Annotated in this window: 8 protein-coding genes; 6 read left to right on the forward strand and 2 right to left on the reverse strand. The window is 54.3% G+C overall.

Features of this window, described 5'->3' with window-relative positions:
- Both J2I46_RS06520 and J2I46_RS06525 read left to right on the forward strand, forming a co-directional pair.
- Positions 1-2,373: an ABC transporter permease gene (locus J2I46_RS06520; RefSeq protein WP_207328203.1), complete on the forward strand. Its 2,373-nt coding sequence runs from the start codon at positions 1-3 to the stop codon at positions 2,371-2,373.
- A gap of 44 nt (positions 2,374-2,417) precedes the next feature.
- Positions 2,418-2,558, forward strand: a complete 141-nt coding sequence (locus J2I46_RS06525; RefSeq protein ID WP_207328204.1) for a hypothetical protein — start codon at positions 2,418-2,420, stop codon at positions 2,556-2,558.
- A 131-nt stretch (positions 2,559-2,689) separates the two neighbouring features.
- Here the strand turns inward: J2I46_RS06525 and J2I46_RS06530 are convergent, their stop codons facing one another.
- Positions 2,690-3,913: an ABC transporter permease gene (locus J2I46_RS06530; protein WP_207328205.1), complete on the reverse strand. Its 1,224-nt coding sequence runs from the start codon at positions 3,911-3,913 to the stop codon at positions 2,690-2,692.
- 111 nt (positions 3,914-4,024) lie between these two features.
- Entirely contained in the window at positions 4,025-4,873 is an 849-nt protein-coding gene (locus J2I46_RS06535) for an alpha/beta hydrolase (RefSeq protein WP_207328207.1), read from the reverse strand.
- 317 nt (positions 4,874-5,190) lie between these two features.
- On the opposite strand from J2I46_RS06535, the gene J2I46_RS06540 reads away from it, so the two are divergent.
- The 4 genes from J2I46_RS06540 (at position 5,191) to J2I46_RS06555 (ending at position 15,097) form a co-directional block, all read left to right on the forward strand.
- Positions 5,191-7,620, forward strand: a complete 2,430-nt coding sequence (locus J2I46_RS06540; protein WP_207328208.1) for an ABC transporter permease — start codon at positions 5,191-5,193, stop codon at positions 7,618-7,620.
- Positions 7,621-7,697: 77 nt separating this feature from the next.
- A complete protein-coding gene (locus J2I46_RS06545; RefSeq protein WP_207328209.1) occupies positions 7,698-10,082 on the forward strand; it encodes an ABC transporter permease in 2,385 nt (794 codons plus the stop codon).
- Between the two features lie 72 nt (positions 10,083-10,154).
- Positions 10,155-12,557, forward strand: a complete 2,403-nt coding sequence (locus J2I46_RS06550) for an ABC transporter permease (RefSeq protein WP_207328211.1) — start codon at positions 10,155-10,157, stop codon at positions 12,555-12,557.
- 113 nt (positions 12,558-12,670) lie between these two features.
- Positions 12,671-15,097: an ABC transporter permease gene (locus J2I46_RS06555; protein ID WP_207328213.1), complete on the forward strand. Its 2,427-nt coding sequence runs from the start codon at positions 12,671-12,673 to the stop codon at positions 15,095-15,097.
- Positions 15,098-15,120 lie beyond the last annotated feature (23 nt).

A 15,120-nucleotide genomic window follows, 5' to 3' on the forward strand; every position in this document is an offset into this window, starting at 1 on the left:
ATGATGCTGAAAACATACGCTCTATTAGCCTGGCGGCACTTACTTGCCAACAAAATAACCTCGACGATTAACATGGTGGGTTTATCGGTGGCGGTGGCCTGCGCGATTACAACCTTCCTCATACTCAAAAACTTCTCCACCCTCGATGATTTCCATGCCAAAGGCGACCGCCTGTTTATGGTTGAATACACGACCGAAGAGAACGGCGAACTACGTACCTACGGCGATGCACCCGCGCTGCTGGCCAGTGCCCTGAAAACCGACTGCCCGCAGGTGAAACAGACCGTGCGGGTCGAGCGGGAGGGCGTGCAGGTGTTCAATAAAGAGACCATTGTCGATGAGCAGCTTACCTACGCCGATACCAACTTCTTCGACGCCTTCACGTTTCCCCTGCGCTACGGTACTCCGGTCCTGTTGCGCGATCCCAGTGCACTCATCATCAGTGCAGAAATGGCCGAAAAATACTTTCCCGGCCAACTGCCGGTGGGGCAACCTTTCACCCTCGTGACAAGTACACGCGAGGCCAAACAATTTACCATTCAGGGCGTGGCCGAGGCGTTCCCTACCAACACCGGCTTCCGCTTCAACTTCCTGACGGGCTATCACCCAAGCCACACCGCCCTGAAAAACCAGGACTGGAGCACGCACATCCAGGCCGTGTTTGTAGAACTGAACCAACCCACCGACGTCGCCGCGCTTACAAAACAGATGAGCCGGTATGTAGCGCGTTACAATGCCAAAAACCGAGAAAACCCCATCCGGTCGCTTACGCTCGACAACCTGCGCCACCCCGCGCCCAACGCCTACGAGGTGCGCCGTCGCCCCGCCGAAGCCAACGACCCCTATGCGTCGGCAGTGTTTGTGGCTATTGCCTTCGTAATGATGGCTGTGTCTTGCGCCAACTACGTCAATATTGCGCTGGGCAGCGTGTCGCGGCGGCTGAAGGAAATTGGTATGCGGAAGGTGCTGGGCGGCACGCGTAGACAGCTCATTGGGCAGTTTATGGCCGAAAACCTCTTGCTCTGCGCCATCGCCCTGGGGTTTGGGCTGCTCATCACGCAGGTGTTTCTGGTACCCCTCTTCAACCGGATTATGGTGCTCGACATTGCAATGAATTTCGACCAAAATAAGTCAATTTGGGTGTTTTTGGTTGGTATTCTGCTGTTTACGGCCCTGGCATCGGGGGGCTATCCGGCGCTATACGTGTCGTCGTTTCGGCCCATCGTGATCTTTGCCGGGAGGCTGACGTTTAGCAGCAAGCGTAAATTGGGGCGGGCCTTGCTCGTGGGGCAGTTTGCGCTGGCGTTCGTAGCCGTTATCATCGGTGTGGTGCTGTCTAACGCGGGGAGGCAGTGGCAGCGACTCCACTGGGGTTACGACCCCTCGCCCTCGCTCGTGCTGCGCCTCACCGATAGCACGCAGTATACAATCCTGAAAAATGAACTCCTCCAGAATGCCGCTATTGAGGGGGTGGCCGCCGCCGAATTCCACGTCGGCGAGTCGCTGAATTCGCAGCAGCTAACCCTGGGCGGCGTCGAGAAGTGGGCAATGCGATACGATGTCAGCCCCGAATACGTACAAACGCTGGGGCTGGAACTGGCGAGAGGACAGTTTTTCAGCCCGCAACGCCCCGCCGAAAACAAGCAGTCGGTGCTTATCAACGAAACGTTTGTGCGCACGTTTGGCCTGAAAGAGCCGATCATTGGCCGGGCCATTCGGGTTGATAGTCAGCTTGTAACGGTGGCGGGTGTGCTCGCCGATGTGAAGCTGATGGGGTCAGGAGCGATGCGCCCGGCCCTGTTTCGGGTGGCCGAAGCAGCGCGGTATCAGTATATGCTCGTGCGGTTTGTGCCGGGTAGTGGCCCGCGTGTCGTGGCGGCGCTGGAACGTACCTGGAAAGCCAAATTTCCGCACATACCGCTATCGCATTTTTACCAGAAAGACGTGTTCGATTCCTTCAATTCAACGGTGGAAACGATGGCCGTAAGCTTCGGCTACCTGTCGGGGCTGGCCCTGCTCATCGCCTGCATGGGCCTTTACGGACTGGCCACGCAGCATTTCGTGCAGCGTGTGAAGGAGGTGAGCGTCAGGAAGGTGCTGGGAGCTACGGTGGCGCAGGTACTGTTGCTGGTGAACCGCGAATTTATGCTGCTGCTGTTACTGGCGAGTGGGCTGGCCAATGCGTTCTGCGTGGCGGGTTTTGCGGCGTTGCTGCGAGCCACTGAGCAGTTTACGAGTGCGTTGCGGATCGAGGCGGGGCCGTTTCTGGTGGCCAACGCGCTGGTGCTGTTCACTGCGGTGATGTCGGTCGGCTGGCAAAGTTGGAAAATCGCCACAATCCGGCTGGCCGAGTCGCTGAAAAACGTGGAGTGAGCAATACGCCCGCTTTCAGGCCCCGACTAGCAACGGGTAACGCCATGACCGGTTGGTTACGCGATTTCGCCTATACAGTTGACCTCGACGGGTGGGTGTTTGCGCGCTCAGGTACGTTCGCCATTGGTGTTGCTATGCGCACGGTCAGTTTCCAGAACCCGAAGCCGAGATGGCTAACCCGCTGAAAAGCCTGCGAATGGAGTAGGGTAGTGGGCTTGAGGTACAGCTTCGCATAAGAACCCTCCGACAACAGAACAATCCCAACGCGTCAACTCCCCTTCCTGCTTTCCTCCCTCCTCCGTTCCTCCTTTCCCTCTCACTCGCGCCGGATGGCTTCGACGGGGTCGAGGCGGGCGGCGCGCATGGCTGGGTATGTGCCGAAGAGGATGCCAATCAGCATAGCGATGGCGATGATGAGGCCGAACGTATTCCATGTGTAGGCGGCCTGGAAGGGGACATCAGTGATGGCTTTGATAATGGGGATGAACGCCAGCGTACTCAGAATGCCCAGCGTTAGGCCCAGTAAACTACCCAGCGTAGAAATGGTGATCGATTCGGAAAGGAACTGCCAGAGAATATCGCGGCGTTTGGCTCCCAGCGCTTTCCGAACGCCAATTTCGACCGTACGCTCGGTGACCGAAATGAGCAGCACGTTCATGACACCGATGCCACCCACCAGCACCGAGATGCCGACGATCAGGCCCATGACGAGCCGGAATAGCAGAAAACCTTTTGCGGCCTGATCGACGCGCTGTTCGTTGGTGATGATCGTGAAATCTGTCTCCTGGCCGTTCGTGTTTGCTTTCAGCCAGCCTTCCAGTTCCTTCTTTAACGCAGGTACGTCCTCCACGCTACCCGCTTCGACCACACACGTGGGCGGCGTGGCATTCAGCGTGCTGTCTGAGAGTAGCGTAATGGGCATCAGGAGTTGCCCTACTTTGGCGTCTTTATCGGCCGAAATACCAATGATCGTTAGTTGCTTCCCATTGTAGGTCACCTGCTGGCCAATCGCCGTTTTTTCGGGTTGCTTACCCACCAACTGCTTCGCCAGCTTCTGATTGATAAAGGCTACCGGGCGTAGTGCGTTCAGATCTGCTTCGGTAAATGCCTGACCATGGATGAGCGTTAAATCGCGGTGAAGGGGCAAACTTAACCCGGTGACAATGGAACCCGTTTTCCGGTTTGATGCCTGCAGCGTCAGCTCACCATTCTGTCGACAATACAGATATGCCGTGGCGGGTTTGGTCAGCGACGACCGCATCTTCTGAAACGACCCGTAGTTGAAATGCGCATAATCGGCCTTACGTACCTGCACATCGTTCACTGTTTTGTAGGGGTTCGACTGCACAATGATCGCTTTTAGCGATGTCGTTTTTGCAATCTGCTCCTGCGCGTACTGTTCCATGCCATCGATCAGCGATAGAATGGCGACCAGCGCTGCCACGCCGATGACAATACCGAGAATCGACAGCACCGTATGGAAAAACCGAGTGCGGATGTTTTGCAGGGCGGTGGCAAACGAAACAAGGACCTTCTTCATGGGAGCATGGCGCCCACGCTTCGTGCAGGCTTCACGAAATAGCAGCGTACTGGGCGTATGGCCAACGGCTATGTGATAAGCGGCTGAGTGACTTCTGATTTCGACGTGTACTCAGCGATAAAATGCCTGAAGCCCTTTCAGAAAACTTAACTGTCCCGTATCCATGTGCTCAAGCTGGTTGTATACGCCCCCTTTTACGACCAGTACGTTATTCGCTTTCAACTTCTTGGTCAGGTCGTTTACTGGTTTGATACTCCAAACCGAGTCTTCAGCGCCACCCACTGAGATAAAAATGCGTGTCGAATCAATTCGACCGGGCGACGCTAGCTTTGCTAGTAGTTGATTTAAATAGAAATCGTGATACCACAGAGAAGGGCTGGCTGCGATGAAGTTTTTGAATGCTCCCGTTCTAGCCGTCGTCTGAGCCAGTAGCGAATACAACGTAAAATACCCACCAAATGAGTGACCAAGCAGCGACCGATTCTGTTTAGTGGTTCGGAATGTTGAATCGATAGTTGGTAATAAGGTACTGATTATGAAATGCCTGAACTGTTTGCCGCCGCCGGTCGTCGTCAGTTCATCCGATGGCAGAGCTGCCGGGTAGAGGTAATCTCTGGTGCGAAGCGAATCCATGTCGTTGAGTGATCTGTAGCCAACGCCTACCAGAATAAGCGGCGGTAACAGTCCCGCCTTTTCATACTGCCGCACACTAGCCGCCAGCATCGGAAAATGAAAGTTGGCATCCAGCAGAACAACGACCGGATATCGTTTGGTCGTGTTGTCTTTGTAGTCGACAGGGAGTTGCGTCTGGATGGAAAAGGAGTCTTTTACCTCGGGAGAAAAAATAACGAAGCTGTCGTGTTTAGCGGTAGAGGCCGCTTTGTTGGTCGTATTCGACTGACATCCGATAAAGAAGAGCAGGCTGCAAACGCCTGATAATTTGGTGAGTTGTGCGATCATGCGTGACAAGAGAAGTAAAGTGTTGAACGGGATAAGTCAGTGAGTAACGACGAGCCGCTACCGTTCTAATGACCGACCACTTTTTAAGGATTATTAATTCCGCCTTGCTGCCACGTACCCAAGAACTGCCCTGCCGGTTGACCCATAAATCAGCCTGACGCAGCACCTGCGCTGCTGTCCGTTTATAAATCAAAACGTCCGAATGCGGACAGGTGTAAAAAGAATATCGATTTTAATTAACTGATTATCAAATGTTTAAAATTGCGGTATCGGATTTGGATAAGCCTTAGTGAATTAATGGCACGCGCCTGCATCCTATGTTCCAGAACCATCTTAAAATCGCCTGGCGGAACCTGATCCGTAATAAAGCCTTCTCGGCGATCAACATCGTTGGGCTGGCCATCGGGTTGAGTACGTGTCTGCTCATTGGCCTGTTTATTCTCGATGAACTGAGTTACGACCGTTACAATGAGAAGGCCGACCGCATGGTTCGGGTAGTGTTCCGGGCGTCGATCAATGGGCAGAAAATTCGCGAGGCACACGTGATGCCGCCTGTAGCGCAGATTCTGAAGGCAAACTACCCCGAAGTGGAAGCTGCCACTCGCTTGCGTGCGGCCTGGCCGTCGCTCATCAGCTACGGCGAAAAATCATTTCCGAACGAACGCTTTGCCTATGTCGACCCGAATTTCTTCCAGGTCTTTACGCTACCGCTCATTGCCGGTAATGCCAAGACGGCACTGGCGGAGCCAAACACCCTGATTATCTCACAGTCGGCGGCGGAAAAATATTTCGGTACTGAAAACCCAATCGGGAAGGTGCTGACGGTGAAAAGCTGGAACGCGACTTTTACTGTGATGGGTGTAATGCAGGACGTGCCTACGAACTCGCATTTTCACGGCGACTTTTTTGCGTCGCTGGTTGGCGTTCCCGATGCCAATTCCACGTCGATGATGACCTCGGAATACCATACGTACCTGGTGTTGCCGAAGGGATACGACTACACGCAGCTGGAAGCGAAACTACCGAAGGTGGTGGCAACCTACATGGGCCCACAGTTACAGAAAGCGTTCAGCATGAGTTTCAGTGAATTCCTGCAAAAAGGCAATCAGATTGGTCTATTCCTAAACCCTCTAACCAGCATACACCTTCACTCAGATTCAACGCAGGATCTGGAACCGGGGGGAAATAGTCAGTATGTCTACATCTTCGGTGCCATTGCCGTGTTTATGCTGCTGATCGCCTGCATCAACTTTATGAACTTATCCACAGCCGGAGCGTCGAAACGTGGAAAAGAGGTTGGTGTTCGGAAAGTATTGGGTTCACTCCGTTCCAGCCTGACGGGTCAGTTCCTGACCGAATCACTGCTGTTGACGGCCATTGCGCTGGTGTTGGCATTTGGCCTGGTAGCCGCAGCCCTGCCCTTCTTCGATGGGTTGACCGGGAAAAAACTGAGCCTGGACCTGCTGAAAATGCCCTGGCTGGTACCGGCTATTCTACTGCTGGGTACGTTGGTAGGGCTGTTGGCGGGTAGTTATCCAGCGTTTTTCCTGTCGTCGTTCAAGCCCATCGCAGTCTTGAAGGGAGGTACGTCGCTTAGCTGGTCGGGCAAGTCGGGGATTGGTGTTCGGTCCGGGCTGGTTGTCTTGCAATTCTTCATCGCTACGCTGCTCATGGTGGGCACCACGGTAGTTTACCAGCAACTCAACTTCATTCAAAACACTAAACTAGGCTACGATAAAGACCAGGTGCTGGTGCTGCGCGACGCGTGGCGGCTGGGTAAAAACGAAGCGGTTTTCCGCCAGCAAGTGGAGCAGGATTCGCGGGTGGCCAATGTGAGCGTGTCGGGTTATTTACCGGCTGGACCAACCAATAACAATAATTTTATTTCATACGCAGATAATAACTCGTCGCAATTGATCACCACCCTTCGCTATGATATCGACAGCCGGTACATTCCGACGATGGGCATGGAGATGGTAGCTGGTCGCAATTTCTCACCGCAGTTCCCAACCGATTCGATGGGTGTGATCCTGAACGAAACCGCTGCCCGCGCCTATGGTTGGGCAGGTAATGCCTTGGGTCATACGATCACGCATGCCGAGAATGACGGTAGCCGCATGACGTACCGGGTCATCGGCGTGGTGAAAGATTTTCATTTTAAGTCGTTTCATGAGCGCATTTCGCCGTTGCTGATGGTGCTCGGAAAAGGCGAAGGGTCGATCATCATCAAGGCCAAAACAAAAGACGTGAGTGGGTTACTGGCCAGCCTGACTAATCAATGGAACGCGTTCAAACCTGAAGTGCCGTTCAGCTACACGTTTCTGGACGAGAGCCTGATGCAAACGTACCTGGCCGAACAAAAAACGGGGCGCGTTCTTGGTCTGTTTTCCGGGCTAACCATCTTCGTGGCCTGTCTGGGTCTGTTTGGCCTAGCAATGTTCACCGCCGAGCAACGCCGCAAGGAGATTGGCGTGCGGAAAGTGCTGGGCGCCACCGTCGCCAGCGTGGTTGGGCTACTCTCGAAAGATGTGTTAAAACCCGTGCTGGTTGCCATTGCCTTCGCCAGCCCCATTGCCTGGTGGGCCATGAACAATTGGCTGGCCGACTTCGCCTACAAGATCGATATTCAGTGGTGGGTCTTCGCCCTCGCCGGTACGTTAGCGGTTGCCGTGGCCCTGCTGACGGTGAGTTTTCAAAGTGTAAAAGCCGCGTTGATGGACCCGGTAAAGAGTTTACGATCGGAGTAGCTGTAGCGCCGAAGCTCCAGCTTCGGTAGTTGTTGAATATTTCTAACTACCGGAGCTGGAGCTCCGGTGCTACAACAATGCTCAAGAACTATTTTAAAATTGCCTGGCGGAATATCGTCAATAACAAGGTCTACTCGTTCATCAACATCGGCGGGCTGGCGGTTGGTATGGCTGTGGCCATGCTGATTGGTCTATGGATGTGGGACGAACTGTCGTTCAACAAAGGGTTTGCCAACTACGATCGCATTGCGCAGGTGATGCAGCATCAAACCTTCAATGGCGAGGTAGGCACGCAGGGCGCCCTCCCGTTTCCGATAGGTGCTGAGCTTCGAAAATCGTACGGCTCTGATTTTAGGTACGTTGTTATGGGCACCTGGATCAATGGGCATATTCTATCGGCTGGTGACAACAAGTTCTCGAAAAATGGGGCCTATATGGAACCGCAGGCGTCGGAACTGCTTACGCTGACCATGAAGAAAGGAACCCGCTCGGGCCTTACCGACCCGAACTCAATCATGCTGTCGGAGTCGGCGGCTACGGCTTATTTCGGCGCGACGGACCCGATTGGGAAGGTAATGAGAATCGACAATAAGTTCGATGTGAAGGTGACGGGCGTATACACCGATCTGCCGTTCAATTCCAGCTTCAAGGAGCTGAATTTCATTGCGCCCTGGGACCTGTATTTCAACGACGAAAACTGGCCTGAAAAAATAACTAATCCGTGGCGGGCCAACATGTATGTGGCCTACGCTCAAGTTGCCGATAATGTGGATATGGAGCAGCTATCGGCCAAAATTAGAGATGTTAAGCTACGAAACGTGCACAAAGAAGAAGCGGTATTCAAGCCCGCCGTTTTTCTGCACCCTATGCGTAAATGGCATTTATACAGCGGTTGGAAAAACGGTGTTAACACGGGCGGACGGATCGACTACGTTTGGTTGTTTGGCATTATCAGTGTGTTTGTGCTGCTGCTGGCCTGCATCAATTTTATGAACCTGAGTACGGCACGGTCTGAAAAACGGGCGCGCGAGGTAGGCATTCGTAAGGCGGTGGGCTCCATGCGCGGGCAGTTGATCAACCAGTTCTTCAGTGAGTCGCTGTTGGTGGTTGCCATTGCCTTTGTGCTCTCGGTACTGCTGGTGCAACTGATGTTGCCCGCCTTCAACCAGATTGCTGATAAACAGCTGAGCATTCTCTGGGCATCGCCTTTGTTCTGGCTGTGTGGCCTTGGGTTCAGTCTGTTAACAGGCGGTGTTGCGGGGAGTTATCCGGCGTTTTATCTGTCGTCGTTTCAGCCGATCAAGGTGTTAAAGGGTACATTTCGGGTGGGGCGGTTTGCCGCCCTACCGCGCAAGGTGCTGGTAGTGGTTCAGTTCACGGTATCAGTCACGCTCATCATCGGCACCCTGATCGTGTTTCGGCAAATTCAATACGCTAAAAACAGGCCACTCGGCTACAACCAGAATGGCCTCATAACCGTACCTACCACCACGGGCGAACTGGCGGGGCACTACGAGGCCGTTCGGGCCGAATTGCTGGCAACGGGGACCGTAGCGGAGGCTTCGCAATCGTCGAGCCCGACTACCGGCGTATGGGTGATCAATAATGGCTACGAATGGCCGGGGAAAGACGCCAGTGTGCAGGGGAATTTCGGGACCATAGCCGTTTCGCACGACTTTGGAAAGACGGTGGGCTGGCAGTTTAAAGCCGGTCGTGATTTTTCGCGGCAGTTCGCCACCGACACGTTGGGTATGGTGCTCAACGCGGCCGCCGCTACGTTTATGGGCCTGAAAGACCCTGTTGGCACTGTTGTTAAAGCCGATGGCAAGCCATATAAAGTGATTGGCGTGATCAACGATATGGTGATGGATTCGCCCTATAACCCGGCTATGCGCACAGTGTTTATGCTTGATTATACGTGGGCCAATCTGTTTACGATCCGCATTGCTCCTTCGGCCAGTCCGTCGGTAGCCTTACCTAAAATTGAGGCTGTTTTCAGGAAGTACGCGCCTTCGGCCCCGTTTAATTACCGCTTTGTCGATCAGGAATACAACCAAAAGTTTGGCGACGAAGAACGCATTGGCAAGCTGGCTACGGTCTTCGCGATGCTGGCCATTTTCATTTCCTGCCTGGGGCTGTTTGGCCTAGCTTCGTTTGTAGCCGAACAGCGCACGAAAGAAATTGGTGTTCGCAAGGTGCTTGGTGCTACCGTGCTAAATCTATGGGGGTTGCTTTCAAAAGATTTCCTGTTGCTGGTGTTCGTCGCGTTTGCCATTGCCACGCCTATTGCTCATTACTCGCTTAGCCGTTGGCTTCTCAAATACGACTACCATACCGACATATCGTGGTGGATTTTCGTGGCTTCAGGTGCGGGGGCGCTTGCAATCACACTACTCACGGTAAGCTACCAAAGCATTAAAGCCGCGTTGATGAACCCAGTGAAATCGTTAAGAGCGGAGTAAAAGGAGAAGCGGGCATCATCAATGCCCGCTTCTAGCTATCCCTCCTCCCTTTTCTCTTCCCTCCTCAAAACTATGCTACGCAACTACATCAAAATCGCCCTTCGGAATCTGGCTCGGAATCGGGTCAATACGCTCATCAATGTGCTGGGGCTGGCTATTGGGCTGGCTTCCTGCCTGCTGCTGTTTACGTATCTGCGCAACGAACTGAGCTACGATGCCTTTCACGCCAACGCCGACCGGCTCGTGCGCGTGACGATGGAATATAGCAGCCAGGGAAAGGTAGGCACGGCGGCCCAAACAGGTACCAAAGTGGCACCTGAACTGGGTCGTCGGTTCTCGGAAATCGAAGCCGGCGTGCGGCTCATCAACGGGCAGGGTGTAATCCGGCTAGGCGATCAAGTATTCAACGAAAAGCGCCTGCTATACGCTGATTCGGCGCTGTTTGCTATGTTCTCGTTTCCGTTGGTGAAAGGAAATCCGCAAACGGCGCTGGCGGGGCCTAACCTCGTGGTGTTGTCAGAAGCGACGGCGGCCAAATATTTCGGCACGGCCAATCCGATCGGTAAGGTGCTGCAAGTGAAAACGGGTGGCCCTGCCGACAAGTACCTGACCGTGACAGGCGTGGTAGCCAACAGCCCGGCTAATTCGCAGATCAAGTACGATTTGATTGCGTCCTTCACCACGTTGCGGGCGTCGAAAACGGAAGAGTGGTGGTCGGCTAATTACGGCACGTACCTGCTGCTGCGCTCGCCCGAGGCCATTGCCGCGTTGCAGGCGAAGATTCCGGCATTCATGAAATCGCAGTCGGGCGAAACGGGTATGACGGGGGGCGATTACCTGACCTACAAACTCGAGCCCATCCGGCAGGTTCATCTCCGATCGTCGGTTGAAGGTATGTTTGAACCAAACGGCGACCTGACCTATGTGTATATTTTCGGTATCATTTCGGTGCTGATCCTGCTCATTGCCTGCGTCAACTACATCAATCTGGCTACGGCGCGGGCAGTAGAACGGGCGCAGGAAGTGGGCGTGCGGAAGGTGCTGGGTGCCGAACGGAGTCAACTCTTCGGGCAGTTCATGGGTGAGTCGGTACTCGTGACGGGCGCGGCCTTGCTGTTGGGTATTGCATTGGCGTGGCTCCTGTTACCGCTGTTCAACCAATTGTCTGACCGGCATTTCACCGCCGCCGATTGGCTTACACCGGCCTGGATGGCGGGCGTATTGGTGATTGGTCTGCTGGTGGCCCTGGTGGCGGGCGGGTATCCGGCCTGGATACTGGCCCGTTTCCAGCCGATGCGGGCGCTTCAGGGGCGGATGATGGCGGGCGGTGGCAGCCTTCGACGGGGGTTGATCGTGGGCCAGTTCGCCATCACCGCTTTCCTGATTGTGAGCACGCTGGTGGTTCGGAATCAGCTCGATTTCATTCAGCATAAAAAGCTTGGCTACAACCGCGACCGAGTGGTTATGCTGCCCGCCAATCAGCAGGTAGCCGACAAACTACGGACGCTGAAAAGCGAATTCAAGCGCAGCGGCGACGTGCAGCAGGTATCGATGGCCTACGAGTCGCCGGTGTTTGTGGGTGGCGGTTACAGTATGGGGCGGCCCGATATGACCGAGAAACAGCAGAAAATGGTGACGGGTCTTCCCATCGATGAGGAATTTGTGAAAGCCACTGGCCTGCGCATCGTAGCGGGTGAAGACCTAACAATCGCCGATGTAGAGCGCACCGCTCAGGCCAGTGTCGACAGTCTGGATCGCTACCGGTTCCTGCTCAATGAATCGGGCGCGAAGGAGTTGGGCTGGACACCGCAACAGGCTATTGGCAAGGCAATGAACGTAAATGGTCGGGCCGGGAAGGTAAAGGCCGTTGTAGGCGATTTTCATTTCTCGTCGCTGAAACAGCAGATCGGGCCGATGGTCCTGTTTCCTGAAGGTGGTGGCAACGTGTTGCTGGTGAAGCTGGGTGGCGGCGATATGGCCAATAGCCTAACCTCTTTGGAACGTACCTGGAAATCGCTGCTGCCCGACCAGCCGTTCGAGTATCAGTTTATGGACGAGCAGTTCGACAACCTGTATGCCAGCGAAATGCGGACGGGGCGGGTGTTCAGCGTCTTTGCCTTTCTCTCTATTTTCCTGGGTTGTCTGGGTCTTTTTGGTCTGTCGGCCTACACTACGGCGCAGCGCACGAAAGAGATTGGCGTTCGTAAAGTGCTGGGTGCCAGTGTATACAGTATCGTTTCCTTGCTTTCCCGTGACTTCATCAAGCTGGTACTGATCGCTATTGTCATTGCCTCGCCGCTGGCCTGGTGGGCCATGAACACCTGGTTGAACGACTTTGTCTATAAGGTCGACGTAGCGTGGTGGGTGTTCGCGCTCGCAGGTACGTTGTCGGTAGCAATTGCCTTACTGACTGTCAGCTTCCAGGCCATCAAAGCGGCGTTGATGAATCCGGTAAAAGCGTTACGAACGGAATAAGGGGAGTAAAGGAGGAAGGGGAGAACGGAGGAAAGGGTACTGCTACCGCTAGCTTTTGTTTCCTCTGCATCCCTTTTCTCCGTTCTCCCCTTCCTCCTTTACTCCTCAAAATTATGCTTAAGAACTATCTCAAAATTGCCTTCCGGACGCTCTGGCGTAGCCGGGGTTACGCCGCCATCAACGTGCTGGGTCTTGGCGTGGCTTTTTGCATCACCGTCTTTCTGCTGCTGACGGCCTATCTGCACCTGACCTATGATTCCTTTCATGAAGATGGTGACCGGATATTCCAGACGTACCTGTTTGCCAATGATCCCGAGAATCCAACCAGGAGCGGGTCGATGCCGTTGCCACTGACCACGGCGCTCAAAGCCGATTTCCCCGATGTACAGGCTGCTCGCATCGTAGCCGGTCGGATGAGCCTGGTTGAGGTAAACGGGAAGTATTTTGATAAGCTGATCAACTTCACCGATCCTGATTTTCTGAATATCTTCTCGTTTCCACTGCTGGCTGGCAATCGGGAAACAGCCCTGCGCGAGCTGAGCAACGTGGTCATCAGCGAAAACATGGCGACGGACTTATTCGGAACAGCCGACGCGGTTGGGAAACGCCTCAAAATCGGTAGCATTGGCAGTCAGAAAGACTACGTTGTGGTGGGTGTGATGAAGGACGTACCTGACAACTCGTCGATTCACTTCGACGCGCTGGTGCGGATCGAGAACTCGTCGATGTACCAGCAGGGTAAAGACAACTGGACGGATAACTCCCATTCCGTCTTTATCAAGCTCCCGGCGCAGGTCGATCAGATGGCGTTTGAAAGCCGGTTGAAGCCGTTTACCCGGAAATATTTTCACAGTCAGATTGATGGGCTGAAGGAGAAAAAGGCACGGCCTGATGCGCGTGGCGATGTGTTTGCCCTTCGGTTGCAGAAACTCGCCAACGTGCATTTCAACCGGGAGATGAGCGATAGCCGGGGAACGCCCGTTGCCATCATTTATGTGCTGCTGGGCATGGCGTTCTTCATTCTGGCGATTGCCTCAATCAATTTCATTAACCTGAGCATTGCCCGGTCGTTTACCCGGGCACGTGAGGTGGGCGTGCGGAAATCGCTGGGAGCGCTGAAGAGTAGCCTGTTCGTTCAGATCTGGAGCGAGTCGGGCCTCATCTGCGTCATTGGCTTCCTCTTCGGGGCCATGCTGATGTATCTGCTGATGCCGGCTTTCAACGCCCAGTTTGGCGCTAAACTGAAAGTCGATTACCTGTTGCAGCCGGGCTTCATCGGCCTTGTGCTGTTCGTTGTGTTGCTTGTTACGCTGATTGCGGGTGGGTATCCGGCCTGGCAAATGGCGAAATTCAACACGATCGAGGTACTGAAAGGAAGCGTATCGACGAAGCGACCGGGCGTGCTGCGCAATGCGCTTATTGTAACCCAGTTTGCCTTATCCTGTCTGCTGGTTTGCTGTACCGTCATTGCGTTTCAGCAGGTTGGCTACCTGCGGCAGGGACCACTCGGTTTCGATAAAGAGCAGGTGATCAGCATTCCGGTGGGAACGCAGGTAAACGGCCGTCAGGTATTGCAGCGCTTGCGAAATAAACTGGCGAATGACCCGACGGTGCTGGCCATTACGGGAACAGACGTCAACCTGGGCAAAGGTAAAGACCGGGTTAGTTCCAGAAGTACAGTTGGCTATACGTTCAAGGGCCGGGACATCACGAGCGACCTGCTGCTGGTTGATTTCGATTACCTGAAAACCCTGAAAATCAAACCAATTGCCGGCCGAGATTTCGACCGGGCCTATGCCAGCGATTCCACGAATCGGGTCATTATTACGCAGAGCATGGCGAAGATGATGGGCGTAGCCAACCCCGTAGGTACGTTGTTGGGCGATGATGGCGATACAACAGGCACCAAAGCGCAGATCATCGGCGTTGTGCCCGATTTCCGGCTCTACTCCCTGTCCGACAAGGCGAACCCGATCACCATGCATATATCGAATACCGAGACGATCCGCTACGTCTTTGTCAGGATGGCCCCGCAAAGCCTGGCGGGGTCAATGGAAAGGCTGAAAAAAGTGTGGACAGAGGTAGCCCCACAAGCGGAATTCATGGGGTCGTTTTTGGATAAAAATGTGGACGAGTGGTACGAGAACGAAGCCCAGTTGTCGCAGGTGTTGAGCCTGGCGTCGGGCGTGGCCATCTTGCTGTCGTGCATCGGTTTGTTTGCCATAGCCCTGCTGATGATCGAGCAGCGAACGAAGGAAATTGGCATTCGGAAAGTGATGGGCGCCACCATTCCCGGCATCGTCCTGCTGCTCTCCCGCGATTTCGTAAAGCTGGTGCTGATCGCCCTGCTCATTGCTGTGCCGCTGGCGTGGTTTGGTATGCAAACCTGGTTGGCCAACTATTCGCACCGTATCGACATTAGCCCTTGGGTATTTGTTATTGTTGGTCTGTCGGCCATCGCTATTGCCCTGCTGACGGTCAGTTTCCAAAGCATCAAAGCTGCCCTGATGAATCCGGTAAACTCATTGAGAAGCGAGTAAAAGGAGGAGGAAAGGGACAGGCA

This window comes from Fibrella forsythiae, from assembly GCF_017353175.1.
GTDB lineage: Bacteria > Bacteroidota > Bacteroidia > Cytophagales > Spirosomataceae > Fibrella > Fibrella forsythiae.

What these genes read in the sequence shown, in the direction of transcription:
- J2I46_RS06530 (WP_207328205.1), bottom strand. Translation starts at nt 3,913, where the DNA reads ATGAAGAAGGTCCTTGTTTCGTTTGCCACCGCCCTGCAAAACATCCGC.
- J2I46_RS06525 (WP_207328204.1), top strand. Translation starts at nt 2,418, where the DNA reads ATGACCGGTTGGTTACGCGATTTCGCCTATACAGTTGACCTCGACGGG.
- J2I46_RS06545 (WP_207328209.1), top strand. Translation starts at nt 7,698, where the DNA reads ATGCTCAAGAACTATTTTAAAATTGCCTGGCGGAATATCGTCAATAAC.
- J2I46_RS06535 (WP_207328207.1), bottom strand. Translation starts at nt 4,873, where the DNA reads ATGATCGCACAACTCACCAAATTATCAGGCGTTTGCAGCCTGCTCTTC.
- J2I46_RS06540 (WP_207328208.1), top strand. Translation starts at nt 5,191, where the DNA reads ATGTTCCAGAACCATCTTAAAATCGCCTGGCGGAACCTGATCCGTAAT.
- J2I46_RS06520 (WP_207328203.1), top strand. Translation starts at nt 1, where the DNA reads ATGATGCTGAAAACATACGCTCTATTAGCCTGGCGGCACTTACTTGCC.
- J2I46_RS06550 (WP_207328211.1), top strand. Translation starts at nt 10,155, where the DNA reads ATGCTACGCAACTACATCAAAATCGCCCTTCGGAATCTGGCTCGGAAT.
- J2I46_RS06555 (WP_207328213.1), top strand. Translation starts at nt 12,671, where the DNA reads ATGCTTAAGAACTATCTCAAAATTGCCTTCCGGACGCTCTGGCGTAGC.